The 26,484-nt window shown below is 47.9% G+C and carries 24 protein-coding genes and 1 tRNA gene; 14 read left to right on the top strand and 11 right to left on the bottom strand.

All coding sequences use genetic code 11. The annotated features are described in order from the left end of the window. Positions 1 to 21: 21 nt before the first annotated feature. Positions 22 to 1,911, top strand: coding sequence for a phosphomethylpyrimidine synthase ThiC (thiC, locus tag XMG48_RS03315; protein WP_173480622.1), 1,890 nt, complete (start codon positions 22 to 24; stop codon positions 1,909 to 1,911). Positions 1,912 to 2,232: 321 nt separating this feature from the next. Here thiC and XMG48_RS03310 read toward each other — a convergent pair whose 3' ends face one another. Continuing rightward, on the bottom strand, positions 2,233 to 2,949 hold the full coding sequence (locus XMG48_RS03310) for a hypothetical protein (RefSeq protein WP_173480621.1): 717 nt from the start codon (positions 2,947 to 2,949) through the stop codon (positions 2,233 to 2,235). A gap of 644 nt (positions 2,950 to 3,593) precedes the next feature. Between XMG48_RS03310 and XMG48_RS03305 the strand changes: the two genes are divergently transcribed. From XMG48_RS03305 to XMG48_RS03280, 6 genes are all read left to right on the top strand, one after another. Next, the gene (locus tag XMG48_RS03305; protein WP_173480620.1) at positions 3,594 to 5,114 is read left to right on the top strand and encodes an ABC transporter ATP-binding protein; all 1,521 of its coding nucleotides are present in this window, start codon (positions 3,594 to 3,596) and stop codon (positions 5,112 to 5,114) included. Next, positions 5,111 to 6,190, top strand: coding sequence for an ABC transporter permease (locus tag XMG48_RS03300; RefSeq protein WP_173480619.1), 1,080 nt, complete (start codon positions 5,111 to 5,113; stop codon positions 6,188 to 6,190). Before XMG48_RS03305 ends, XMG48_RS03300 begins: the two co-directional genes overlap by 4 nt. Beyond that, positions 6,190 to 7,113 carry an ABC transporter permease gene (locus tag XMG48_RS03295; RefSeq protein WP_173480618.1) on the top strand — a complete coding sequence of 308 codons (924 nt, stop codon included), beginning with the start codon at positions 6,190 to 6,192 and terminating at the stop codon, positions 7,111 to 7,113. Before XMG48_RS03300 ends, XMG48_RS03295 begins: the two co-directional genes overlap by 1 nt. A gap of 27 nt (positions 7,114 to 7,140) precedes the next feature. Beyond that, positions 7,141 to 8,211 carry a BMP family ABC transporter substrate-binding protein gene (locus tag XMG48_RS03290; protein WP_173480617.1) on the top strand — a complete coding sequence of 357 codons (1,071 nt, stop codon included), beginning with the start codon at positions 7,141 to 7,143 and terminating at the stop codon, positions 8,209 to 8,211. 136 nt (positions 8,212 to 8,347) lie between these two features. Then, positions 8,348 to 8,761: a nucleotidyltransferase substrate binding protein gene (locus tag XMG48_RS03285; RefSeq protein ID WP_217361984.1), complete on the top strand. Its 414-nt coding sequence runs from the start codon at positions 8,348 to 8,350 to the stop codon at positions 8,759 to 8,761. Continuing rightward, positions 8,743 to 9,057, top strand: coding sequence for a nucleotidyltransferase family protein (locus tag XMG48_RS03280; protein ID WP_173480616.1), 315 nt, complete (start codon positions 8,743 to 8,745; stop codon positions 9,055 to 9,057). Before XMG48_RS03285 ends, XMG48_RS03280 begins: the two co-directional genes overlap by 19 nt. Before the next feature lie 42 nt (positions 9,058 to 9,099). Here XMG48_RS03280 and XMG48_RS03275 read toward each other — a convergent pair. After that, positions 9,100 to 9,175, bottom strand: a tRNA-Ala gene (locus XMG48_RS03275). Positions 9,176 to 9,361: 186 nt separating this feature from the next. On the opposite strand from XMG48_RS03275, the gene XMG48_RS03270 reads away from it, so the two are divergent. Beyond that, positions 9,362 to 10,120, top strand: coding sequence for an IclR family transcriptional regulator (locus XMG48_RS03270; RefSeq protein WP_173480615.1), 759 nt, complete (start codon positions 9,362 to 9,364; stop codon positions 10,118 to 10,120). Positions 10,121 to 10,161: 41 nt separating this feature from the next. Here XMG48_RS03270 and gltX read toward each other — a convergent pair whose 3' ends face one another. Both gltX and XMG48_RS03260 read right to left on the bottom strand, forming a co-directional pair. Then, entirely contained in the window at positions 10,162 to 11,643 is a 1,482-nt protein-coding gene (gltX, locus tag XMG48_RS03265) for a glutamate--tRNA ligase (RefSeq protein WP_173480614.1), read from the bottom strand. A 72-nt stretch (positions 11,644 to 11,715) separates the two neighbouring features. Next, a complete protein-coding gene (locus tag XMG48_RS03260; RefSeq protein WP_173480613.1) occupies positions 11,716 to 12,342 on the bottom strand; it encodes a transaldolase family protein in 627 nt (208 codons plus the stop codon). A 73-nt stretch (positions 12,343 to 12,415) separates the two neighbouring features. On the opposite strand from XMG48_RS03260, the gene XMG48_RS03255 reads away from it, so the two are divergent. From XMG48_RS03255 to tal, 3 genes are all read left to right on the top strand, one after another. Further along, the gene (locus XMG48_RS03255; RefSeq protein WP_173480612.1) at positions 12,416 to 13,354 is read left to right on the top strand and encodes a carbohydrate kinase; all 939 of its coding nucleotides are present in this window, start codon (positions 12,416 to 12,418) and stop codon (positions 13,352 to 13,354) included. 131 nt (positions 13,355 to 13,485) lie between these two features. Continuing rightward, entirely contained in the window at positions 13,486 to 14,466 is a 981-nt protein-coding gene (gene dusA / locus XMG48_RS03250) for a tRNA dihydrouridine(20/20a) synthase DusA (protein ID WP_173480611.1), read from the top strand. Between the two features lie 37 nt (positions 14,467 to 14,503). Further along, entirely contained in the window at positions 14,504 to 15,457 is a 954-nt protein-coding gene (tal, locus tag XMG48_RS03245; RefSeq protein WP_173480610.1) for a transaldolase, read from the top strand. Positions 15,458 to 15,660: 203 nt separating this feature from the next. Here the strand turns inward: tal and XMG48_RS03240 are convergent, their stop codons facing one another. Beyond that, on the bottom strand, positions 15,661 to 15,954 hold the full coding sequence (locus tag XMG48_RS03240; protein WP_173480609.1) for a type II toxin-antitoxin system RelE/ParE family toxin: 294 nt from the start codon (positions 15,952 to 15,954) through the stop codon (positions 15,661 to 15,663). A 3-nt stretch (positions 15,955 to 15,957) separates the two neighbouring features. Next, positions 15,958 to 16,218 (bottom strand): type II toxin-antitoxin system Phd/YefM family antitoxin, encoded by a 261-nt coding sequence (locus XMG48_RS03235; protein WP_173480608.1) that lies wholly within the window; start codon positions 16,216 to 16,218, stop codon positions 15,958 to 15,960. A 265-nt stretch (positions 16,219 to 16,483) separates the two neighbouring features. Here XMG48_RS03235 and XMG48_RS03230 point away from each other — a divergent pair, with 265 nt between their 5' ends. The 3 genes from XMG48_RS03230 to XMG48_RS03220 are packed head-to-tail and all read left to right on the top strand — an operon-like array spanning position 16,484 to position 18,835. Continuing rightward, on the top strand, positions 16,484 to 17,206 hold the full coding sequence (locus XMG48_RS03230; RefSeq protein WP_173480607.1) for a 5-oxoprolinase subunit PxpA: 723 nt from the start codon (positions 16,484 to 16,486) through the stop codon (positions 17,204 to 17,206). Continuing rightward, the gene (gene pxpB, locus XMG48_RS03225) at positions 17,206 to 17,928 is read left to right on the top strand and encodes a 5-oxoprolinase subunit PxpB (protein WP_173480606.1); all 723 of its coding nucleotides are present in this window, start codon (positions 17,206 to 17,208) and stop codon (positions 17,926 to 17,928) included. The genes XMG48_RS03230 and pxpB overlap by 1 nt, the downstream gene beginning before the upstream one ends. Continuing rightward, positions 17,921 to 18,835 (top strand): biotin-dependent carboxyltransferase family protein, encoded by a 915-nt coding sequence (locus tag XMG48_RS03220; RefSeq protein ID WP_173480605.1) that lies wholly within the window; start codon positions 17,921 to 17,923, stop codon positions 18,833 to 18,835. Before pxpB ends, XMG48_RS03220 begins: the two co-directional genes overlap by 8 nt. A gap of 204 nt (positions 18,836 to 19,039) precedes the next feature. On the opposite strand, the gene XMG48_RS03215 is transcribed toward XMG48_RS03220, so the two are convergent. From XMG48_RS03215 to hrpA, 5 genes are all read right to left on the bottom strand, one after another. Next, positions 19,040 to 19,483: a transposase gene (locus XMG48_RS03215; protein ID WP_173480604.1), complete on the bottom strand. Its 444-nt coding sequence runs from the start codon at positions 19,481 to 19,483 to the stop codon at positions 19,040 to 19,042. Positions 19,484 to 19,963: 480 nt separating this feature from the next. Beyond that, the gene (locus tag XMG48_RS03210; RefSeq protein WP_173480603.1) at positions 19,964 to 20,455 is read right to left on the bottom strand and encodes an STAS domain-containing protein; all 492 of its coding nucleotides are present in this window, start codon (positions 20,453 to 20,455) and stop codon (positions 19,964 to 19,966) included. Beyond that, positions 20,449 to 21,618 (bottom strand): PP2C family protein-serine/threonine phosphatase, encoded by a 1,170-nt coding sequence (locus tag XMG48_RS03205; protein WP_173480602.1) that lies wholly within the window; start codon positions 21,616 to 21,618, stop codon positions 20,449 to 20,451. The genes XMG48_RS03210 and XMG48_RS03205 overlap by 7 nt, the downstream gene beginning before the upstream one ends. A gap of 75 nt (positions 21,619 to 21,693) precedes the next feature. Beyond that, a complete protein-coding gene (locus tag XMG48_RS03200; protein WP_173480601.1) occupies positions 21,694 to 22,395 on the bottom strand; it encodes a VacJ family lipoprotein in 702 nt (233 codons plus the stop codon). 77 nt (positions 22,396 to 22,472) lie between these two features. Then, entirely contained in the window at positions 22,473 to 26,387 is a 3,915-nt protein-coding gene (gene hrpA / locus XMG48_RS03195; RefSeq protein WP_371731411.1) for an ATP-dependent RNA helicase HrpA, read from the bottom strand. Positions 26,388 to 26,484 lie beyond the last annotated feature (97 nt).

Raw genomic sequence — 26,484 nt, 5'->3', positions numbered from 1 at the left:
CCAGTTAGTTCAGGAGTGCTTATGTCAGAAAATACAAAACCTACCAGCTCACAAACAGCTCAAGAGTCTGCGAGAGACTTTATCTACTCACTATCATCTAACCCTTTGCCGGGTTCGGAGAGAATCTATGTCCAAGGATCTCGAGCGGACATACAAGTTCCCATGCGAAAAATTAGTTGTAATCCAACACCGATAGCTGATGAGAAAGATGCCTCAAATTGGGAGCAGAACGAACCTATCTATGTTTACGAAACAGCGGGTGCATACTCGGACCCCAATAAGCACATAGACGTTACAGAAGGGCTTGAGCCTCTTCGTGAGGGATGGATCACTGAGCGTGGAGACACAGAGGTCTTAGATGTTTTAAGTTCTGAATATGCTCGCTTACAACAGATAGATATTCGAGGAGAAGCAAAGCGTTTTCAAAAACGAGTTCGTATTCGCAAAGCCTTGAAGAGCAAATGTGTTACTCAAATGCACTATGCGCGAAAAGGGATCATCACCCCAGAAATGGAGTTTATCGCTATCCGTGAAAATCAAAACCTGGAAGCGATAAAAAGCGAGCTGCTACGTAAACAACATCCAGGTGAGAGCTTCGGAGCCAATATTCCTGAAAAAATAACAGCAGAGTTTGTGCGTACAGAAGTTGCAGAAGGCAGGGCTATTATACCCTCTAACATCAACCATCCTGAGTCTGAACCTATGATTATTGGGCGCAACTTCCTAGTAAAAGTGAACTCTAACATTGGTAATTCAGCAGTTACTTCTTCAATAGAAGAGGAGGTAGAAAAGCTTGTATGGTCAACTCGATGGGGTGCGGATACATTGATGGATCTATCAACTGGCGATGACATCCATCAGACGCGTGAATGGATTATTCGTAATTCACCCATACCCATCGGAACAGTACCCATTTATCAGGCACTAGAAAAAGTTGACGGGATTACAGAGAACCTTAGTTGGGAAGTCATAAAAGATACGCTTATTGAACAAGCAGAACAGGGCGTAGATTACTTTACGGTCCACGCAGGGGTGCTTCTTGAATACGTACCTATGACTGCCAATCGTTTAACAGGGATTGTCTCTCGCGGTGGTTCCATTATGGCTAAATGGTGTCTCTTTCATCATCAAGAAAACTTCCTTTACACTCACTTTCGGGAGATATGTGAGATCTGTGCCGCCTACGACGTAGCATTATCTCTCGGTGACGGGCTGCGTCCAGGCTCAATCATGGACTCGAACGATGAGGCTCAATTTAGTGAGCTTCGAACACTCGGTGAGTTGACGAAAATTGCTTGGGAATATGATGTTCAGGTCATGATCGAAGGTCCTGGTCATGTTCCGATGCAGCGAATTCAGGAAAATATGACTGAAGAGTTAGAACATTGCCATGAAGCACCGTTTTATACTCTAGGACCTCTGACTCAGGATATAGCACCTGGTTACGACCACTTCACTTCAGGGATTGGTGCAGCTCAAATTGGTTGGTATGGATGCGCTATGCTCTGTTACGTGACCCCGAAAGAACACCTAGGCCTACCTAACAAGGAGGATGTGAAGGACGGGCTGATAACATATAAAATTGCAGCTCACGCCGCTGATCTCGCTAAAGGCTTCCCTGGCGCACAGGTTAGAGATAACGCCCTGTCAAAAGCTCGATTTGAGTTTCGCTGGGAAGATCAATTTAATCTCTCGCTTGATCCATACAGGGCTAGAGAGTTTCATGATGAAACGATGCCTGCACCCGCAGCAAAGGTAGCCCATTTTTGCTCAATGTGTGGTCCTAAATTCTGTTCAATGAAGATCAGCCAGGAAGTAAAAGAATATGCTGATATCAAAGCACATGGTATGAAAGAGATGTCAGGTAAATTTGAAGAGCTTGGTTCATCTTTATATCACGCTAGTAACTAGGAAAATATTGGGCAAGTAACACTAGCTACCTTTGGGGACCCATTGTCTACTCCTTGGACGCGGATCATGAGGATTCGCAAGGAAAACAATGGGATACCTTAAGGGATCTCAAGGTTTCTAAAGTGTCTCTCTGTAATCTATACCAAATAAATGGTACCGATGGTCGGACTTAGAGACTGCCCAAGTACACCACCTTTCCTTGCAAAACATATACTTACATACCTTAGGTTCACCCTCAAGAGACCTTTTTGTGTCTACGGTTTTGTCTACGGATAAGTCCCTTTACCCGTAGGACGCTCTAACTCTCTTTCTGAGCTAAATTCACCGAAAATCTTTAAGACACTCATCAATTGAATCGGATAATGAGTAACCCCCCTTCACCCTGGGCTTTATAGATTTGTACCAATCATCAACAGGGCTGCTTTTCTGACTTAAAGGCATGCCACGATACATTAGCAATGGATTTACTTGCACTAGGCTCAATTGCTTAGGAAGCCGTGTTTTAACGTTGCGCAAGAAATTGAATCTGGTCAACTCAAGCTTAGCTTTTCTATAGGCGTCTCCAACGTATGCCGTCAGGTCACTAATGTTTACCAAACAGTAATTTCTTCCTAATACATTATCTTGTAGATAAGTAAGGTATTTGCGCGCAGCTTTGCTAAGGTTCTCAGTCAAAGCATAGGACATGCGATCGACAGTTAACTCCATATGTTGATAGGTTTTAAAATAGAGCCTGACATGGTCTTCCTGAGAAAGAGACCATATTGGATGGGACTGTCTAAAGTTGACTACTTCGTCCTTTAAATTGCATGGTCTAACATCTAGAACCAAACCAGTATTAATTGAGTAGGTTACTAGTTGTTCATTTGCTTCATTATCTAGACAAACTTGTGATGCGATATCTGGCTCTCCTTCCTGCTTGAGACATTCAACGATCTTACGCTGCATAGAATGGTTATATCTTCCCCAAGATCGTTCTTCATATGGAAATGTTGGTTCTGCAACTTCAAAAACGGAAGCATCTAGTCTACAAGTCAATTTTTTATCCCCTTTAGTATCTAATTGAAAGAAACTAGAAAGTCAGGTTTCATGCGGGTTGCAATGATTTAAGTGTTCCATATAGAGAACACTTACGAGCTAACTTTCTATCGTTAGGGGAACTTAAGAATCTGAATTTCAATCTACTTGCTAATTAGTGCTTGCGATTTTTGATAGGGTGAAGGGGGGTTACTCATTATCCGATTCAATTGATGAGTGTCTTAAAGATTTTCGGTGAATTTAGCTCAGAAAGAGAGTTAGAGCGTCCTACGGGTAAAGGGACTTATCCGTAGACAAAACCGTAGACACAAAAAGGTCTCTTGAGGGTGAACCTAAGGTATGTAAGTATATGTTTTGCAAGGAAAGGTGGTGTACTTGGGCAGTCTCTAAGTCCGACCATCGGTACCATTCATTAGGTACAAAGAGAGCATCTAGAGAAAACACGACCACGCGTCGTGTTTTTTTATGCCTAAAATTACTAAGAAAACCTTCCCAGTTACCAAATACTTTATCTAACCCCTAAATATAGAATCACTCAGTGACAGAGTGATGACATATGATCCTTCCCTAGGTATTCTTACTCAATTGTTAACCAGACAGTCAGACAGCGACTGTTCTTTCAGCCACCAAGAGAAAGCGATTTAATGGCAGATGCGCTCTTAAAGATTAATGGCCTGACGAAGGCATACCCGGGTGTTGTCGCCAATAACAATGTCTCTTTCGAAATCAAAAAGGGCGAAGTTCATGCCCTTTTAGGTGAGAACGGTGCCGGTAAAAGCACACTGGTTAAGATGATCTACGGCCTGGTTAAACCTGACTCTGGCCAAATGACACTCAACAACTCCGACTACTCGCCAGTGTCGCCCAACGCGGCTCGCTCATCAGGTGTTGCGATGGTGTTTCAGCACTTCTCCCTTTTCGATGCGTTAACCGTTGCTGAAAACATTGCACTGGGCATGGATGACGCACCCAAGCCACGTGAGCTATCCAAAAGTATTGAGCTCGTCTCACATGCCTATGGATTACCGCTTGAGCCAAACCGTATTGTAGGGACCCTGTCGGCGGGTGAACGTCAACGCGTTGAGATTATTCGCTGCTTGTTACAAAACCCTGAGCTTTTGATTATGGATGAACCCACGTCGGTTCTGACTCCCCAAGAGGTCGAGATCCTATTCAAAACTTTGCGCCAGCTTAAAGAGGAAGGCACCTCCATTCTTTACATTTCACACAAGCTTGAAGAGATTCGTGCTCTGTGTGATGAAGCGACCGTACTTCGCCATGGTGAGAAGGTCGCAACCTGTGTGCCGTCAAAAACCACGGCTCGCGAGATGGCGGAGATGATGGTGGGTGCCAGCTTTGCAAACCCGGTTAAATCCAGCCGAAATATTGGTGAAACCATACTCTCTGTTAAAGCCCTCTCTTCGTCCTCACAAGATCAATTTGGCACTTCACTTAAATCGATCAATATCGACCTTAAAGCCGGTGAGATACTGGGTATTGGCGGAGTTGCTGGTAATGGTCAGGATGAACTCCTTTCGGCACTCTCTGGCGAACTTAAAACGAACGCAAATGCCATTCAATTTAATGGCGAACCCATCGGTGAGCTAGGCCCTATCAAACGTCGTCAGCTAGGTCTTCTGAGTGCACCCGAAGAGCGACTAGGCCATGCAGCCGCTCCTGCCATGTCACTGAAAGAGAATACTGTGATTACTGCAGCTCGCCGTATGGGGCTTTTGAAAAGTGGTTTTGTGAACTGGTCTAGCGCCAATGACTATGCCGAAGAGGTTATTGAAGACTTTGACGTGCGCACCCCTGGCACTCACACTCCAGCCGGCTCTTTATCAGGCGGTAACTTACAAAAATTTGTCGTGGGCCGTGAGGTTTTGCAAAAGCCAGAAGTGCTGGTCATTAACCAACCTACTTGGGGAGTCGATGCGGCTGCAGCGGCTTCTATTCGGCAAAAACTATTGGACCTTGCTGATAATGGTGCGGGTGTCGTAGTGATCAGCCAAGATTTGGATGAACTGTTAGAGATCAGTGATCACTTCTGTGCGCTAAATGAGGGCTCACTCTCTGAAATCGTTCCCACTGCAGGGTTAGGTATGGATCAAATAGGTTTGATGATGGGCGGATCGACTGCCTCTGTTGAGGAGAGTGCACAGTGATACGTTTTGAAAAACGGTTAGCGCCGTCACGAACAACCACCATCCTGACTCCAATTATCGCAGTCATCCTTACCATGATTGCCGGCGGCATTATGTTTGCAGCCTTGGGTAAAGATCCGTTTGAAGCCATACGCATCATCTTTTGGGATCCACTCTTTGATGAGAACTTCGCCTCCTACTCACGACCACAACTACTGGTTAAAGCAGGCCCACTGATTCTGATTGCTATTGGTCTGTCGGTCGGATTTAAAGCGGGCATCTGGAATATTGGCGCTGAGGGTCAGTACATTATGGGGGCTATCTTTGGTGCCGCTGCTGCACTGGCCGTCTACCCTGCTGAATCACCGTTTATTTTCCCCACCATGATCATTGCTGGCGCTTTCGGCGGATGGCTCTGGGCTATGATCCCTGCAGTTCTTAGAACCAAGTTTAAAACGAATGAGATTCTCGTCTCGTTAATGCTGGTCTACGTAGCTGAATCGATTCTAGCTTCCGTAGCGCAAGGGCTTTTAAAGAACCCTGACGGATATGGATTCCCGGGTTCACGCAACCTGCAACAGTACCCAAGTGCGTTCAATGGTGAAGTGATTGCCAATTCCGGCATGCACTGGGGCGTCATCACTGCATTTATTGCGGTGATCTTTACCTACGTCATGATGACTCGTCACATTCGCGGATTTGAAGTTCGTCTAATGGGTGAAGCACCTAAAGCAGCCCAATTTGCCGGTGTCTCTACGACACGTCTAATTGTCTTCTGTCTTGGTTTCTCTGGAGCCTTGGCGGGTCTAGCAGGAATGTTTGAAGTGGCAGGCCCAGCAGGCCAAATCACCATCGACTTCAACTCTGGATACGGCTTTACAGCCATCATCGTTGCCTTCTTAGGACGACTTCACCCAGTGGGTATTCTGTTAGCTGGTCTATTAATGGCACTGACTTACATCGGCGGTGAATTAGCACAGTTGATGTTGGGACTTCCCGGCGCCTCCATCCAGCTATTCCAAGGTATGTTGCTTCTATTCTTGCTGGCGACGGATATGTTTACCAACTACCGAATTCGATTGGGAGCGGCTCAATAATGGATCTTTCAGGAATCAGCCCCGTCCTTTTGATCGCCTCTTTAATGGTATCAGCCACTCCGATCTTGCTGGCTGCCATTGGTGAGACCGTCGTAGAAAAGTCCGGCGTGCTTAACCTAGGTGTTGAAGGCATGATGATTGTCGGTGCGGTGGTCGGTTTTATAACGGCCGTTAATACGACTAGTCCTGCACTGGGGTTTGTAACGGCGGCTATTGCCGGTGCGTTGCTATCGACTATCTTCGCAACCTTGGTGCTCTTCTTTAAATCGAACCAAGTGGCGACTGGCTTGGGGTTAACCTTAGTCGGCTTAGGTATCTCTGCGCTGTTGGGTAAACCTTATGAAGGGATCAAGTCACCCACCCTTCAAGCCTTCGAGATTCCCGTTCTATCAGACATCCCTGTATTGGGGCCTATGCTGTTCTCACACGATCCAATGGTCTATATCTCTATTCTGATCGTGGCAGCCGTTTGGTTTGTTCTTAAGTACACGCGCATCGGTTTGGTACTTCGCGCAGTAGGTGAAAATCACGATGCTGCTCACGCCCTGGGCTATAAGGTTATCCGTATCCGCTTCATGGCGATCATGTTCGGTGGTGCTTGTGCTGGCTTGGGCGGTGCATACATCAGTCTGGTTCGTGCCCCACAGTGGACCGAGGGTATGACAGCGGGTGCGGGTTGGATCGCACTGGCAATTGTTGTATTCGCCAGCTGGAAGCCTTGGCGAGCACTATTGGGCGCTTATCTATTTGGTGGCATCACCGTGCTGCAGCTTAATCTGCAAGCAGCTGGTGTCGCAATTCCAGTTGAGTACTTGTCTATGTCACCGTTTTTGATAACAATTCTCGTACTGGTCATTATTTCGGCAAAAGGGAATCACGGGGCACCCGCCTCCCTTGGCCGCCTGTTCCACGCCTCAAACTGAGGTTAAAAAACTCACTAGGGAGACCCTATGAAACTTAAATCAATCCTTACTACTGCGGCTGCGGCGATCACGCTTAGCTCTGCAGCAATCGCAGCCGACGTTAAAGTTGGTTTCGTCTACGTTGGCCCTGTGGGTGACGGTGGTTGGACTTACGAGCACAACCAAGGCCGCCTAGCGGTTGAGAAGCACTTCGGTGATCGCGTTGAAACGATCTACCAAGAGAGCGTTCCAGAAGGTGCTGACTCTGAGCGTGTTATGACTCAGATGGCTCTTCAAGGCGCTGATCTGATCTTCACAACCTCTTTCGGTTACATGGATCCAACCATCAACGTTGCTAAGAAGTTCCCTAAAGTGAAGTTCGAGCACGCGACTGGCTACAAGCAAGCAGACAACGTATCTGTCTACTCTGCTCGTTTCTATGAAGGCCGTGCAGTTCAGGGTCACATCGCGGGTAAAATGACTAAAACCAACAAAGTTGGTTACATCGGTTCATTCCCAATCCCAGAAGTTATCCGTGGCATTAACTCGGCTTACATCCACGCTAAGAAAGCGAATCCAAATGTCGAGTTCAACGTTGTTTGGGCTTACACTTGGTTCGATCCAGCTAAAGAAGCAGATGCAGCTAAAGCTCTAATCGAGCAAGGCGCTGACGTTATCCTTCAGCACACTGACTCAACTGCACCACAGGCTGCTGCACAGGAAGCGGGCAACGTAATCACTTTCGGTCAGGCATCTGACATGGCTGAATACGGTCCAATGCCACGCGTTTCATCGATCATCGATAACTGGGCACCATACTACATCGCACGTACTCAAGCAGTTCTAGACGGTACTTGGGAATCAGTAAACACTTGGGACGGTATCGGCGCTGGCATGGTTGGCATCGGCGAGATCTCGTCTGCAGTACCTGCAGACGTGAAAGCTGAAGCAATCGCACTACGTGATGCACTAGCTTCTGGCGAATACCACGCATTCACTGGCCCAATCAACAAGCAAGACGGTTCTGCTTGGTTGGCTGAAGGCGAAACAGCGGATGATGGTACTCTTGCAGGCATGAACTTCTACGTAGAAGGCCTAAAAGGTTCTATCCCACAATAAGCTGAAATTGCTTTGAAAGAGCCCTGGTAACTGAGTTGCCGGGGCTTTTTTATGGGCAACTATTTGAAGTTGTCTGGGCATCAATTTGAGTGGAAAGTGTGTTTAAATAAGACTTAGTTCAAACAATGTGATGATTATGGAATTAGATCTAACACCATTTAACAACGCTCTTAAGAAGCTAATAGAAGGATTGGAGCGTTATCAGCTTGATACCTCAGACGATCAAGTCCGTGACGGTTTAATTCAACGCTTTGAATTCACGTACGAACTCGCACATAAGATGATTCGCCGGTACCTTGTTGAGAGTTCCGCCAACAGTGACAGTATTAATGAACTCAGTTTTCAGGGTTTAATTCGCACGGCTTCTGATAAGAAATTAATTAAAGGCAACTGGTCAGATTGGAGCACTTATCGAGAGATGAGGGGTAAAACTAGCCATACTTATGACGAAAGCGTTGCCATCCAAGTAGTGGAAGGAATTCCAGCATTTATTGATGAAGCTGTTCACCTGCAAAAGATATTAACGAACAAATGCCAGAACTCAATCTAGATCATTTACGGATCAGTGAGCACGAATTAGAAACGGTAAGAGGCATCCTTGAATCGGAAGTCTCTGGCATTTCAGTCATAGCATTTGGCTCCAGAGTAACTGGAAAATCTCGACCCTACTCAGATCTAGATTTAGCTATTATGACTGAGACCCCTCTTGGCTTGAGCAAAATTGCTTCGATCAAAGACGCATTTGATCGGTGTGACCTAGTTTGGCCGGTAGACGTTGTAGACTGGTCTACAACCTCTGAACGATTTAGAAAAATCATAAAAGATTCATACGTTCGAGTTCAGTGAAGTTCAAACAAAAAAGGCCACCTTACGGTAGCCATTTTTATTTGGTGGAGCCTAGGAGGATCGAACTCCTGACCTCTTCGCTGCCAGCGAAGCGCTCTCCCAGCTGAGCTAAGGCCCCATCAGAGCAAGCAGGATATTAATCAAACCGAACAGCCCTTGCAACTGCTAATCTCTCAAGAGTGCGAGAGAGATAATAATTTTCATTCTGAAATAAATTCACAATATGAAATATTCACTATTTGAAAAACTTACTGCATCATGAAAAATACACTAACTAGATGACAATATTATTGAGAAGCCCAAAATGAGTGATAATTCCGGATCTAAAATACAGGTAATCGATCGTGCTGTTCAAATCTTAGAAGCACTGGCTCGCTACTCAAAACCGGTTAAATTAAAGATCCTTAGCGCCGAAACGGGACTTCACCCATCGACTGTTCACCGTATTTTGCACTCTCTTAGCGACAACAAATTCGTTGAAGCCAGTGGTAATGGTGAATATCGCCTTGGCCAAAAACTGATCCAGCTGACTAGCGGCTTGCACTCAGAAGTCGATATTAGAGCCGTTGCCCTACCCCACATGGAAGCACTGCGTGATCGTACCGGCGAAACGGTGAACCTGACATTGCGCGAAGGCGATGTCGTTATCTATTTTGAGAAAGCGACACCTAATCGTATGATGCACGTTAACCAACTGATCGGCAGCCGTGCACCACTGCATGTCACAGCAGTCGGAAAGCTGATGCTAGGCTTGGGAGGCGACTCCAGTATCGATGGTTATGCAAAACGAACTAACCTACCTGCATACACTCGCAACACACTTAGCGACATAGACGCCCTTAAAAGAGTTTGTCACGAATCGGTTGAACGAGGCTATTCACTGGACGATGAAGAGGCCGAAATTGGTGTGGGCTGTATTGGCGTGCTGATTTACGATCGCAACGGTAAGGTGGCTGCAGGACTTTCTGTATCAGCGCCTATCGAACGACGCAAAGAGGAGTGGATCGCTGACCTAAAGGCAACGGGAGAGCGAATTTCTGAGCAGTTGGGGTTTAGATCTTAGTTGAGCACCAGACAGGCATTTAAACCTGTCTGGTTTTCTCATTAAACGATCGAGCGAAACTCTTTCTCCCAAGCCTTCGTCTGCTTCTTGGACGGGCCACCGACGATGTCCAACGCATGACGCAAGCGAGCACGGCTCATATCCGGACCCAGAATCGACATTGAATCTACGACAGAGACAGACTGTGACGTACCTGCAATCGCGACAAACAGCGGGAATAGGAAGTCACGGATCTTGAACTCCATCGCATCACTCAAGCCTTTTAGGCTATTAAAGAGTGAGTCACGATCCCATTCGCGCTGCTGATCAAGATGCCATACTGCAAATTGCAGAATACGACGAACATCTTCCTCTTGAAGCGACTTATGAGCAAAGCTCTCTAAGGTGATTGGCATCATGCCCGACAGGAAGAAACTCGCTAAAGGTGCCACATCAGAGAACTTCTCAACACGTGGTTGGATCAGTGGAATAATCTGCATCAGATACTCTGGATTAAGTGCCCACTTCTGGAACTCAGCGGCAAATGCAGCAGGATCCAACTCTTCACGAATCCATAGGCCGTTCAACCAACTCAGCTTCTCCTGATCGAAAACAGGACCACCGAGTGATACACGCTGGATATCGAAGTTTTCGAACATCTGATCACGAGTGAACTTCTCAGACTCGTCTGGCATCGACCAACCCATACGGCCAAGGTAGTTCAACAATGCTTCTGGTAGGTAACCCATGCGTTTGTAGAACAGGATCGAAGTTGGGTTCTTGCGCTTGGAGAGCTTTGACTTATCAGGGTTACGCAACAACGGCATGTGGCAAAGCTGAGGCATATCCCAGCCAAAGTACTGGTATAGCAACTTGTGCTTAGGCGCCGAGTTAATCCACTCCTCACCACGAATCACGTGCGTGATCTCCATTAAGTGATCATCAACTACGTTCGCTAAATGATAGGTTGGCATGCCATCAGATTTCAGAAGAATCTGCGCGTCTACTAAAGCCCAGTCAAGCTCAATGGTACCGCGAAGCATGTCATCAACTTCACACACACCGTCAACAGGCACCTTCATACGAACAACGAATGGCGCACCCGCAGCCTGACGTTTCTCAACCTCATCAGCAGGTAGAGCCAAATCACACTCTTTAAGCGCACGATTTATGCCCTGCTCTTTTAGAGATGCACGTAGCTGATCAAGCTCCTCTCCGGTACGGTAACAGATGAAGGCATTACCCTCTTCAACAAGACGCATCGCAAAGTCTTTGTAGGCATCTTTTCGCTCAGACTGACGGTAAGGACCGTGCGGACCACCCACATCTGGACCCTCATCCCATTCCAAACCTAACCAGCGCATAGAGTCGAGGATTGCCTGCTCAGACTCAGGCGTTGAACGAGTCTGATCGGTATCTTCGATTCGCAGAATAAATTGGCCGCCATGCTGGCGAGCAAAGGCAAGGTTAAACAGTGCGATGTAGGCAGTACCTACGTGTGGATCGCCTGTTGGAGATGGAGCAACACGTGTACGAACGGTCATAAACTTAATAGATCCGAAAATTAATAATGGCGTGAATTATAAAGAACTGTTGTCTGATCTTAAACCGACATTTCAGCTCTTCGCGGCCTCTTCAAACTGCGCGATGGCTGCTTCCGTCATCTCATCACTCAATAGATCATTCAGCAAGGCACCCGGAATCGTAAAGCAACGATGACCGAGCGTGACCAAATGCTCGAACTGATCGATCGAGCGCAGGCTTGCGACTAGGATCTTTGTGTTCTGACAGGCAGCGCGCAAGCCTGTAAAAATAGCGTCCACATCACGATTGGATTCCGCCAATCGGGCGTAATAGGGAGCAGCATAGGCAGCGCCTAGGCGCTCTGCTGCAGCTCCTAAATGGACTGAGTAGACACCCGTAATGGTCGTACGCTCAGGCACGGCCAATTGGGTTGCCAGAACAAAGCCTCTTTCATTGGCTGGGATTTTAACGAGGGTGTTATCACTGATCGATAGAATCTGTTCTGCCATCGCTTCCCAATCGTCACCGAAAACCTGAAGTTGCAGGTGATCAAAGCCTAGATCCATCGCTTGATCAAGCAGCGCTTTATAAGTGTCGATTGAGCAGTGCAGACCGGCTCTTTGAATCAGAAGTGGATTGGTCGTGACGGCCGAGAATAGACCCGTTGGTGATACTCTCTTCCAATCTTTTACGTCAGCACTATCAAGCAACCATTCCATGAGGTTAAAATCCACTTATAAAACTAAAGTTTGACATTATAGAGCGTTATAACGCTCTACTTAAGGAGTTTTGATGTTTTTGTGTTGCGGCGATGCCTTGTATGACGTTTTCCCTGGCGATTCTGCCTCTACTGGTCAGGTGACATTAAATGCGACGGTGGGTGGATCCCCCCTGAATGTCGCTATCGGCCTAGCACGCATGGGCAACCCTACCGGTTATTTAACCGCAAACTCCAACGATCCATTGGGTCAAAAATTGGCGGGGCACCTTGCTGCTAACGGCGTAGAGACTAAGTTCTTAGCCAGTAGCGATCTCAACACGTCACTGGCGATGATCGCTCTCAACGAAAATGGCCACCCTGCCTACTCTTTTTACATCGATGGTTGTGCAGATGTCTCTTTAACTCAAGAACAGTGCCCAGATCCCTCTCAGTTTACAGCCATCTCGTTAGGCTCCTACAGCACGGTTGTTGAACCGGGTGCAAGCACACTGGAGTGGTTTGCCAGTGAGGCACGAAACGCGGGTGCGTTGATTGCCTATGACCCCAATGTACGCCCAAGCATTCAACCAGACCCCGCTGTATGGCAGGCCAAGGTTGATCGTTTAGGCAAAATCGCTCACGTAATGAAGATGTCCGATGAGGATATCGAGTTCCTGTTACCTGGCAGTTCAATCGAAGATTACGCCAAAGCTTGTTTAGCACTTGGCCCACGCTGGGTGTTTGTTACTCAGGGTGGTGACGGAGCGCATGCTTTTGGAGCCAAAGGAGAGTACTTCCACTCACCGGCACCAAAGATTACCGTTAAAGATACCGTTGGGGCAGGTGATACCTTCCAGGCTGGATTAATTCACGAAATATTCCAACAAGGTGGCCCTGATAATCTGGATAACCTTGATGCGGCAAAACTGATAAAATTTGCAGCCCATGCTGCGGCAGTAACCTGTGAGCGAAATGGTGGTGATTTGCCAATGCTTGCCGATATTTCAGCGCGTTTTGGTGATTTGAGTTAACCGATGTTGGAGCGGTCTTGAAAAGGCCGCGATTCTTGCAAGTCTGATCGCCTCATCTTCGATAAGGCTCCAACAGATACAGTGTAATTAGAGAGTAGGGTCAGACCGAAGGTCAGACCTTGGTGTGTTTAATGACTACAACAAGCTTCTCCCGCAAATTTTCAGTCGCTCCCATGATGGATTGGACGACGCGTGATTGTCGTTTCTTTCATCGCCTGATGTCTCGCCATACTTTGCTGTATACCGAAATGGTGACGACGGGTGCACTGATTCATAACGACCCTGCTCGCTGGTTGGACTATAACGCCGAGGAACACCCGCTTGCTCTGCAGCTTGGAGGTAGTAATCCTGAGGATCTCGCTAAGTGCACAAAGTTTGCCGAAGAGTGGGGTTACGATGAGGTGAACCTTAATGTGGGCTGCCCGTCGGATCGTGTCCAGAACAATATGATCGGTGCCTGCTTAATGGCACACCCTCAATTAGTTAAAGAGTGTTTGGGCGAGATGCAGGCAGCGGTATCAATCCCAGTGACCGTTAAACACCGTTTAGGCATAGATGATCTCGACAGCTACGAGCTGCTAGAGCAGTTTGTTGAGACGGTTGCTGAAAGCGGTATCAACAGCTTCACCATCCACGCTCGTAAAGCCATTCTGGATGGCTTAAGCCCTAAACAGAACCGCGAAGTACCACCGCTTATCTACGACAATGTCTATAAGATCAAACAGCGGTTTCCAGAGTTAGAGGTTGTGATCAACGGTGGCATCAAAACACTGGATGAGTGCGAAGAGCACCTGCAGCATGTAGATGGTGTGATGATTGGGCGTGAAGCTTACCAAAACCCCTACCCGCTTCTTAGCCAAGTAGACTCAAGACTCTTTGGTGAAACTGGCACACCGCTTGCTAGAACCGAAGTGGCAGAGCAGTTCATCCCTTACATTGAACGGGCCATGGCCAATGGCCATTCGCTCTATGGTGTGGTGAAACATTTGCTAGGACTATTTCATGGCGAGCGCGGTGGTAAGCAGTTTAGACGCCATCTCAGTGAAAACGGACATAAACGCGAAGCGGGTGTTGAAACCTTCCGCGAAGCTCTTAAATTTGTAACAGAGTAACGATACTCTAAGTCGATCAGCTACAAGGACGAGATAGATGAATCAACTAGACCAACTTAAATCCATGACCACCGTCGTTGCCGACACTGGTGACATTGATGCTATTCGACAGTTCACGCCACAGGATGCGACCACCAACCCCTCACTGCTTCTAAAAGCGAGTGAAGATCCTAAGTACGCTCACCTGCTAGAACAGTCGATCAACTGGGCTAAAGTACAGGGCGGAAGTGACAGTGAGCAGCTGGCTAACATGACCGACCACCTCGCAGTTTTGATTGGTAGTGAGATCACTAAAATTGTACCGGGCTACATCTCTACCGAGGTTGATGCACGCTTCTCTTTCGATACTCAAGCGACACTTAAAAAGGCCTACCGTCTGATTGAGCTTTATGAAGCGCAGGGCATTAGCAAAGACCGTGTGCTAATTAAGATTGCTTCAACTTGGGAAGGCATCCAAGCCGCTCGTGAACTCGAGAAGAACGGCATCCGTTGTAACCTGACGCTGTTATTCGGATTTGCTCAGGCACAGGCTTGTGCCGATGCTGGTGCTTACCTGATTTCACCTTTTGTCGGTCGTATTTTGGACTGGTACAAAAAGCAGACTCCTGACGCTGATTTCACTGGTGATAATGACCCTGGCGTGCAGTCAGTGACGCGTATCTACAACTACTACAAAGCGAATGGCTACGACACCGTTGTCATGGGCGCCAGCTTCCGTAATACCGGCGAGATCATCTCTTTAGCGGGTTGTGATCGTCTCACCATTGGTCCAAGCCTACTTGAAGAGCTAGCTGCTGCGACAGGTTCTATCGAACAGCGTCTCGTTGCAGCGAATGCTAGCAGCCAGGATGCCAAAGTGGGCCCAACCGAATCAGCGTTCCGTTGGGGCATGAACGAAGACGCTATGGCGACTGAAAAGCTGTCAGAGGGTATTCGTAACTTCGCGATCGATCAGGTTAAGTTAGAGAAGCTGTTGGCTTCAAAAGCCTAAGGGTTGGAGCAGTCTTGCAAAGGCCGCGATTTCTGTAAGATCTAATCGCTTCATCTTCGATAAAGCTCCAACAACTCCCCAATGTTGGAGCGGTCTTTGTAAGGCCGCGATTACCTTTAGTCCTAATCGCCTCATCTTCGATAAGGCTCCAACAGCTCTCCAATGTTGGAGCGGTCTTTCAAAGGCCGCGATGATATTTTAGGCTACTCTGAAATTGGCTTCATCAACCTCTCTGAGCGCCAAACTCTGACGACTGTAATCCAATTTTCTGTGATTCGATAAACGACTCGATATGGAGGACGGATGAGCTCCCTCAGTGTATCGACTTGGAACTCAGGAACAACTCGCCCCATTTTAGGGTTTTCTAACACCAACTCCATTGCGTGAATAAGATCACCCACTATCTCTTCGCCTCTCACCTCTAAACCTTCAGATTTGAAGTGTTCCAATATCTCTTTTAGATCCGTTCGAGCTGAGTGAGTGAATTTGATCTGCACGATTTAGATCCCGAGATCCGCTTTAAGCTCATCGAGGGTTAGAGTTTTCTCCTGCTTTTCTTCCAACAAACCTTTAGCGACGGCTTTAACAAACTCTAACTGATCACTCTGCTCTTCAAACTCAGCTAAGCTTTGAATAACAGCAACACCACGACCGCGACTGGTTAACAGAACAGGACGTTTGGCTGTTTGTGTATGTGTGACCACTTTTCCTGGATTAACCTTTAAATCCTTCAGCGGGACGATATCTTCTGAGAAACGCATTAAGAAACCTTTTAGCTGGACCTGTTAATAGAACCTTTATACTAGACATTAGTTTTTGATTCTGCAATTCGTTAGAGGAAGCTCGCTAAAGCTGGGATCACTCTAGATCTAATCGCTGCATCTGCGATAAAACTAAAACCACCTGTTGGAGCGGTCTTATAAAGGCCGCGATTTATTTTATTAGATTTTCTATCGCCTCATCTTCGATAAGGCTCCAACGTAGTCGTAGATAGACTCAAAAGTTGGGGGCGATTAAACTGAGTGCATGAAATTAAATGCAGATTTAGGCGAACGCGTTAACGGTAAACTGCTTGGCATGGATGCTGAGCTTATGCCGCTGCTTGATCAGGCTAATATCGCTTGCGGCGTGCATGCTGGCGATCTGAAGACCATGCGCGACACCCTGCGACTCGCAAAAGAGTACGGCGTCGAAGTAGGCGCACACCCCTCCTACCCTGACTCTGAAAACTTTGGTCGCACCTCTATGACTCTGCCTAGGGAAGAGTTGATTGAGGTGATCACCCATCAGGTCGATACCCTCAGTCAGATAGCTGAAGAGGAGCAATACCCGATTCACTACGTGAAGCCACACGGTGCACTTTATAACGATATGATGGCTGATAGTGAGCTGTTTGATACTGTTTTGGATGCTATCAAGCGCTGCTCAAAACCACTCAAACTGATGCTATTAGCCAACGACAAACACACTGAGTTTTCGGCTTTGGCCGATCGTAAAAAGGTTGAACTGATCTTTGAAGCCTTTGCCGATCGCGCTTACACTGACCAAGGTCAGTTGGTCTCCAGAGGCCAAGCCCATGCGGTCCATGCGGCGTCTGATGCAATTAATCAAGTGCTTCGATTAGTTGAGGAAGGGGTTATCCTGTCTGAAAACAGCCACCCTTTAATATTCCCTGTCGAATCAATCTGCGTGCATGGTGATAATCCAGAGGCGCTTAAGGTTGTGCAACAGATTCGAGCGCTAATCTAATGGCACAGTGGCGATTTGAGACCGCCTCAGAGTGCGCCATCATGATCTACTTTGATGGTGAGCTGAGTGTTTCATTAAATGAGTCTGTTGGGCAGCTCAACTCACTACTTATAGAGCGACTAGCGCCTATTCTTATCGATTTGGTTCCATCCTATAGCTCTATTTTGCTGAGCTATGATGTCTGTAAAATAAGTGAGTCCGAGCTCAAACAGGCTCTAATCCTTCTGCAACAGGAGCCTTTAGAAGCCGGTCAATCGATTAACCCATCATTGGTCCACCTGCCGGTCTGGTACTCTGAAGAGGTCGGTCAGGATCTAGAGCGTGTGGCACAACAGTCCCGCCTGGAAGTTGATCAGGTGATTAAGATCCACAGCGGTACTGACTACCGAGCCTTTGCACTGGGGTTTGCTCCTGGGTTTGCTTATCTAGGCGAAGTAGACCAACGCATCGCAACTCCAAGACTGGAAACGCCAAGAGTCTCTGTACCTGCTGGGTCTGTTGCCATCGCCGATCAACAGACGGCTGTCTACCCTGCTGCGTCACCGGGTGGCTGGAATATTATTGGTCAATGTCCGGTTGAGCTGTTTAATCCAACTCAAGCACCCTACTCTCTGATTCAGCCTGCCGATCGGGTTCGATTTGTCTCCGTCAATCAGGATACATTTGAGCGGATCAAACAGTGCCCAGAACACTGGTCTCTGTCGGAGGGCAGTTATGTCTAGCTGGACGATCACTAAGGTACTTGGTCAGGTTGCGATTCAAGATAACGGACGAACCGGATTTGCTCATTTAGGGATAACCGAATCAGGCGCGGCCGATAAGTGGGCGATGCGCTGCGCCAATGCACTGGTGGGTAATGCGGAATCTGAACCAGTTTTAGAGATCACGCTAGGTGGTTTTGCGTTTACCAGTGGTTGTGACGTCAGTCTGGCCGTCACCGGTGCAAAAGCGCCTCTGCTTCTTAACGACACTCCAATAGACCAGTATCAGACCATTAAACTGCACAAAGGTGATCGGTTTGAAATCAAACCCGCTTCAGAAGGGGCTCGTCTCTATTTAGCGGCATCGGGTGGGTTTGATACAGAGAGACTGTTTGGCAGTGCCTCGACCTGCACCCGAGAAGGCTTAGGCAGTGAATTATCGGTTGGTGATGAACTTCCACTTTCAAAACCCAGCATCACTGATTCGGTGGCTCTCTCAGTTGATCAAATTCCACAGTTTAAACGCTCGATTCGATTGGGCTTAGTGAAAGGGTTACAGAGCCACCTTTATGACTGGCAGGCTTTTGATCGTTTTTTCCAAACGCGTTTTGAAGTCTCTCCACTGGCAGATCGAATGGGTTACCGATTGATAGCCGATAACCCTATCAAGCCACCTGTAGGGGGTATTCGATCTGAGGGTATCAATCTAGGCGCCGTTCAAATCCCCGCCGATGGCCACCCCATCATTATGCTCAATGATCACCAAACGATCGGGGGATATATGAAGATCGGCTCGATCTGCCGAGCCGATCTAGCACTTCTAGCCCAAGCCACACCTGGGACCGAGGTTTTCTTCTACCCGATCTCTGTCGAGCATGCACAGCATCGCCTTAGACATCAGCTAAAACGCGTTCCTAAACTGGTTTAATTGTTGGAGCCTTATCGTAGATGAGGCAATTGCACTTAAACCGAAAACTTCGCGGCCTATTCTAGACCGCTCCAACAAGAAAACGGCTCGAGCTGTTGGAGCCTTATCGCAGATGAGGCGATTGGACTTAAACCTAGTGCTTCGCGGCCTTTGCAAGACCGCTCCAACGAGAAAGGCTAAGTGCTCCAACGAGGCGATTCATATTCAAACCCACTTAGCATCCCAGTGACTATATTCTCGAACCGTTTTCACCAACCCTGCTCTGACAGGGTTGTAGATTATATATCTAGCAATATCTTCGATAATTTCTTCACTGCGAATGGCATGATCATAGAAACCTTGCTGCCAAATATTTCCGTGGCTGAAACGAAGATAATGCTTGCGTGATACGGATGTTTTAACTGATTGCATCAGTTTTCCCAAATCAATAGCGTCATGCCCCATCTGTAGTAACCAATGTATGTGATCTGGCATCACGACGTAGGCTAACGTGGATATTGGTTGGCTATTGATAGCATAGACCGCTGATCGGGCTAACCGAAAATCGTTAAACACTGGACGTCGGTCTTTTGTTGTCGCGATTAGATGGTAGATCTGATTAGGGATTGAGGTTCGCCCTTTGCGAAGGGCTTTGGTACCCGGTTTCATACATTCATCCTTGACTGCTATGAAACGTTTAGCTTAGATGAAATTTCTGGGTTTGCTTGATTATTTTTATCGCGGCCTATTCTAGACCGCTCCAACTAGGGAACGGGAGGAAACGTTGGAGCCTTATCGTAGATGAGGCGATAGGGACTTTAACCGAGAACTTCGCGGCCTATTCTAGACCGCTCCAACTTGGGAACGGGAGGAAACGTTGGAGCCTTATCGTAGATGAGGCGATTGGAACTTTAACCGAGAACTTCGCGGCCTATTCTAGACCGCTCCAACTAGGGAACGGATCGAACTGTTGGAGCCTTATCGTAGATGAGGCGATGGGACTTAAATCGAGAGCTTCGCGGCCTTTGCAAGACTGCTATAACTGGGGAGCGGGTTTAACTGTTGGAGCCTTATCGCAGATGAGGCGATTGAGCTTGAATCTGGATTTTTCGCGGCCTTTGTAAGACCGCTCCTACGGTGGAGCAGGCGTTATTTTTGGCACTCTAGGACTTCGACTAGGCCTTTGAATTCGTCTCGGTTTTTGTCGTTTAGGTCGATGAGAATGCGGTGGGCTTCGATGATTTTAGCGCGCACGGCTTCGTCGGACTCTTGAACGAATGGCACTTCGGTTAGATCTTTCTTACTGGTGGGCAGCTCTTCTAGAAGCAGGAAGATGTGATCGAATCCCATGGCGTATAGGATTTTGGTGATGTCTGGGTTGGTTGATACGATGGTTGGACGGGGCATATCACATTTGGCGCTTTTAACGGCCAGCTTTGCGATCAGTCCAAGAGAGGTGCTGTCGATATTGGTGGTCTCGGTCAGATCGATCAATGTATGAGTGACATCATCTCGACTGAGCATTGAGCGCAGGTGTTGATCTATTGTTGAGCAGAGCGTCAGACGCACATCACCAATAAATTTAACCACATAGTGGCCATCTTGAAAGGCGAACAACAAGCCGCCATCTGTCGTTAACATCGACGTGAAACCATCATTATTGCAACATCATCAGGCAACTCCGCCTCTTCATCTACGACCCGTTTTAACAAAGTCTCTGGAGAGGGCTGTTCAGCCTGACACAACCGGAGCAGATTCTGCTCTTTCTCTTCGAGTTTGTCACCCTTTATGATCTCTAAAATACCGTCCGAAAAGAGGTAGATTGAGAAGTCAGAAGCCAATTCGCAGCTGTGCTCTTCATAGAGCGGCTCTTCAAACAGCCCCACTGGCATTCCCCGCCCTTCTAAGTAGTGCGCTTTATCGCCCTGCACTAACACCATAGAGGGGTGATGCCCACCTATACTATAGGTCAGTTTTGCGGCTTTGGTATCAACCACACCAATCAACATCGTCATGTGCTTACCAAAACTGGTCAGTAGAATCTCTTTATTGAAGTGCTCTAACAGCTGTTGTGGATTCTCCAACCGATCACTTTCGCCTTTAAAGTAGGCTCGTTGTAGGCGATTGGTCATGTTTTTCAGTAGTACTGTCACCAGTGCGGACGAGGCTCCGTGTCCTGACACATCAGCCAAATAGAATAGATACTGATCGTTTTTCAGCGGAATCAGATCGATAAAGTCACCGCTCAACAGAAGTGAGGGTCGCAACAGATATTCGCAGCTAAGCGATTCATCAAGCGATTGATGAGTAGGCGGCAGCAGTCGCTGCTGAATTTGCGCAGCCGCATCCTGATCGGCTTTTAGCTCTTCTAAACTCTGGCTCAGTGAATCTCTTAAGTAGCGCGCCGATTCAATCGCGATGGCACGGTCTAGTTGGCGATCTAATGAGCGCACCAGACTTAACGGGTCATTGCGCACTTCATCAAGACTGAACACACCATCGGCCCCATTACGAAGGGCTCGCACGAGCGTGTTTTGTTCAAGCTGAGAGATAAATGCGATGGTCGGTTTTGGACTGACTCGTTGCGCTAATTCACTGAGTTGCTGAGTTTCAGGAAAGGAGTGGAAATCGAAAAAGAGAAGCGAGGTAGAGTGGTGTTCTAGATAATCTTCGACGGCATCGAGTGTCGCGCAGGTGGCCAATCTAAGACCATCCACCTGGCTCAATTCACAAAGATCAAAAATAGCATCTATGGTCTCGGTATCCGAGGAGTAGATTAAAATTCGAGTCTCTTGTGAATCCATCGCAGGTTTCGTCAAACAAGTAGCAACATATTAAGTACCGAGACTACTCCTGCGAAGGTGTGAAGTAAACTGCTGTTAGAAGTCGTCTGCGTTGTATTCTACACGACCATCATTGACTTCGAATTCACGCTTCTGCAGGTAGGCATCTCGAATGAACGTGTAACGATCACCCGTAACAACCCCTTCACGATCAAGCAACGACGCACGCTTATCAACCACTTTCAGCGCTTTTAAGCCGTAGCGTAGCTCATCAGACTCAACCTGGTTCAGTGGGTCTAGGTACATATCGGGAATAATACCTACCCCATCACGAACAGTGGAAGGTCCAAACAGAGGCAGAACAAGGTAAGGGCCTGATTCAACACCCCATGCACCTAAGGTTTGTCCAAAGTCTTCATCGTTTTTAGGAATATCCATGGCTGATGCCACATCAAACAGACCACCAATACCGATGGTGGTGTTGATGAGAACGCGCGATAGATCCTGGGTTGCTTCAACGGGTTTAAGCTGAAGAACGTTATTAAAGAAGGTGACCACATCACGCAGATTATCAAAGAAGTTACTGACGCCCTGCTCGGCCACATCTGGCATGATAAAACGGTAACCTTGAGCAACCGGCTTAAGAATGGCGCGATCTAGGGATTCATTAAAGTTGAAGACACCACGGTTAAAGCCTTCCCAAGGGTCATTTAACTCCGAATCTTGAGCCACTGCTGTGACCGAATTGAGTGACAGACTCAGTACAAAAAGAGCCAACAACTTATTTAAAACGTTCATTAAAAACTACCTAATTATCCGTTAGCGCCTAACCAATGATTTATGAAGTATAGGCCAAGAATTCTTTAATGGATCTATTATCCAGAAACTTCTGTGAACCTCTGCTTAAGACGCTTCTCAGAAATTTTAAATTCTGTGCCAAGCTCTTGAGCAAACAGTGAGACTCGGTACTCTTCGATCCACCACTTAAAGTCGATCAACTCGCTACCCACTTCGCCAGTATCACGCGCTTTGGCAACGGCTGCTTCATACTGTTGTTGCCATTTAACCAGCTCATCCGACCACAAAACCTGCTGGCGTAGGGTTCTTTGGTACTTATCTAATCGCACTTCAATCGCTTTGAGGTAGCGCGGTAGATGTGCCAGCCACTGCGGTGGCGTCTCGGTGAGGTAGGTTTTATCAATCAATCGATCAAGTTGCGCACGAATGTCATTCAGTACCGGTACCGTCTCTAATGAGACCTTACCGTTCAACGTCTTCGATATGCGATGCACGCGTTGATGAAGTTCTATGACAAAGGCTGCAATAGTTTTGGCCTGTTCATGCAGATCGGCTCTCACCCGATCTCGCGTCTGGCTAAACTCCGACTCACTGGTAGGAAGATTGTCCTGATCGATCAGGCTCAGTGCCGCGGCCATAATGATCTGCTCTTGCAGGAAGCGTTCATTATATTTTTTACCCGCCTGCAGAATCGCTTGCGCCAAATTAGGCAGGCTTTTACGAATATCTTTAACCTGAGTTTGCAGAGATATCAGCACCAAACGTGCCACACCTCGATGTGACTGGCGTTGTGCATCCAAGGGCTGGCTCAATAAGGTCAGCTCGACATTCTCACCCTTATCGATCAGTGCAGGGTAGGCTTCCACTTCGATACCGCCAGCATGTTTAACGGTTTTCTGTTTATCGAGTTTGCCAAAACTCCACTCCGTTAACTCTGTCTCACCCCAACTCTGTTTAGGTGCTTGCTGAATCGCTGTCTGTGCCGCATCACCGAGCTTACGTTGTAGCTCGGACCAATCACGCCCCTGCCCTAATAGGTTACCCTGCTCATCGATTACGCGAATATTGGCTTGATGAATCGGCTCAAGCTGCACACTTTTCAGCTGATCCACCTGAACACGGTGCCCAGTCAGACGCAGCAGTTGCAGTGACACCGCCTCAAACAGATCGCCATCACCAAATGCCAGCTTCTCCATTAACTCGGTGACGTAGTTAGGGATCGGCACAAACTGTTTACGCTCAGCCTTAGGCAGGCCACGTAGCAACGCCTCAAGCTTGGCGGCCAACATACCCGGTACCAGCCAGGCTAGACGTTCGGTACTGAGTCTGGGCAGCAGTGGCAGAGGGCAATCAATACTCAAGCCATCATCGACCGCACCTAACTCAAATTTGTAGCTCAGTTTTAAAGGCGCACCCTCGATCAACAATACTTCTGGGTACTGTTCATCTCGAACATGATCTGCCGAGCGTTGCAGCACATCCTGCTCGGTCAAAAAGAGCAGCTTAGGGGAGGCCTGTTCTGCTTTTTTGCGCCAAGATTCAAACCCAGCTCCGTTGACGATATCTGATCCCGCGTGTTGATCCAGACGCTCTAAGTAGAACTGAAACAGTGTCTCTTCATCGACCAACAGATCGCGTCGGCGCGACTTATCCTCAAGCGCGGCAACGGACTCTAAAAGATCTCGATTGTGTTGGAAAAACGGCGCCTTAGTCTGATATTCACCCTCGACCAGTGCACTTCGAATGAAAATTTCATGGGAGACTTCGCGATCGATCGGACCATAGTGCACCTTACGTTTAGGCACAATAACTAGGCCGTAAAGTCTGACCTGCTCACTGGCCACTACCTGAGCACGTTTTTTCTCCCAATGCGGCTCTAAGTAGCTACGTTTGATGAGGTGCTTAGCCAAGGGCTCAACCCACTCTGGGTTAATCTCGGCAAGGGTATGAGCAAACAGCTGACTGGTCTCAATCATCTCTGCAGCGACCACCCACTTCGGTGCCTGCTTAAATACGCCTGAGCCAGGGAATATTTTAAAGCGGCGGTTACGCGCACCAAGATACTCACCACGCTCCTGCTTGAAACCGAGGTGTCCCAAGAAACCCGAGATAATTGCTCGATGAACCTGATCGTAACTGGCCGGTTCACTGTTCTCTTTCAGATCAAGCGACTTGATGCTCAGATGCAGCTGTCGATGCAGATCTCGCCACTCTCGCATTCTTAGGTAGCTAAGGTAGTGTTTAGTACACCACTTGCGCAGTTGATTCTGGCTCAGCTCAAGGCGTTGCTCCTCAAAGGCATTCCACAAATTAATCAGAGTGATGAAATCGGACTTCTCGTCATGGAACAACTTGTGTTTTTCATCGGCTGCTTGGCGCTTATTCTGCGGACGCTCGCGAGGGTCTTGGACACTCAGTGCACTGGTAACGATCAATATCTCACGCAGTGAGTGCTGACGACCCGCTTCAACAATAATACGTGCAATCCTTGGGTCGACAGGCAAGCGCGCCAGCTGTTTACCCAAATTGGTGATTGAACGCTTTGCATCGACCGCTTGCAGTTCTTCAAGCAGTTTATAACCATCATTGATGAAGCGTTTATCGGGTGGATCGATAAAGGGAAAACGATCAATATCACCCAATCGAAGTTGCAGCATCTGCAGAATAACGGAGGCGAGATTGGTTCTACGAATTTCCGCATCGGTGAACTCAGGACGAGAGAGAAAATCCTCTTCCGAGTAGAGTCGAATGCAGGTGCCGGGAGCTACTCGCCCACAGCGACCTGCACGCTGGTTGGCGCTCGCTTGTGACACTGGCTCAATCGGTAAGCGCTGTACCTTAGATCGATAACTGTAGCGCGACATGCGAACCAGACCGGGGTCAATGACATAACGAATCCCCGGCACTGTCACGGAGGTCTCTGCCACGTTGGTGGCTAAGACGATACGACGCCCTGCTGAGCGACCCGAGGTAAAGACCTTGTTCTGTTCCGCTAACGACAGCCTTGCATAGAGCGGCATAATCTCGACATCTCTGAGATCAGCCCTGCGCAATTTCTCTGCACTCTCTCGAATCTCTCGTTCACCCGGTAAAAAGATCAGAATGTCGCCAGGCATACCACTCGGTTTAGCTCTGTCGATGGCAATGAGTTCATCGACAGCGTTGAGAATGCCCTGCTGAATATCACCACTCGCCTCATCATCCTCATCCGTGGATTCGTTCAATGGGCGGTAGAGTGTCTCTACCGGGAAGGTTCTTCCGGAGACCTCTATCACAGGTGCATCACCAAAGTGTTTCGAGAAACGCTGCACATCGATGGTTGCAGAGGTAATGATCAACTTAAGATCGGGGCGTTTAGGCAAAATTCGTTTGAAGTAGCCCAATAAGAAGTCGATATTGAGGCTGCGCTCATGCGCCTCATCGATGATGATGACTTCGTATTTGTTCAGGTATCGATCGTGCTGAGTTTCGGCCAGAAGGATACCGTCCGTCATCAGTTTAATCTGAGTCTCTTCGCCAATCTGATCGTGGAATCGAACTTGATAACCGACTCTAGAGCCCAGTTCAGTTTTCAACTCTTCAGCAATGCGACTGGCAACCGTGCGCGCGGCTAATCGTCGTGGCTGTGTATGTCCAATCAACCCTTTACAGCCTAACCCCAACTCTAGGCAGAGTTTTGGCAACTGGGTCGTTTTACCGGACCCGGTTTCACCTGCGACCACCACCACTTGGTTATGCTGGATTGCATCGAGTATCTCTTGGCGTGCACCCGTCACCGGCAGGTCTGGGTAGTCGATCGGTAGCAGAGCTTTTTCGGTCTTCTGCGCCACTATCGCTTCCGATCGCTCTATGCGTTCAACCGCCTTTTGCAGTGCCGTTTCATCGATTTCTGCTGCCTCGGAGAGTCGTTCCAATGCACGACGAATAGGGTATTGGTCGCGTATTTGGCAACGCTCGAGGCGGTCAATAAACGGTTTTAATGTCGGATGCACAATGGGACTCATAATTTTTGATAGCCGCGAATTTTACCCAACTGGTAAAAAGGCTGCCAGAGAAGCGATTAAATAGTTGGTTTGGCCCAAGGGTTAG

This window comes from Marinobacterium sp. xm-g-48 (genome assembly GCF_013282925.1).
Classification (GTDB): domain Bacteria; phylum Pseudomonadota; class Gammaproteobacteria; order Pseudomonadales; family Balneatricaceae; genus Marinobacterium_E.
The sequence above is the reverse complement of the archived record's forward strand: the minus strand, read 5'-3'. Positions and strand labels throughout refer to the sequence as shown.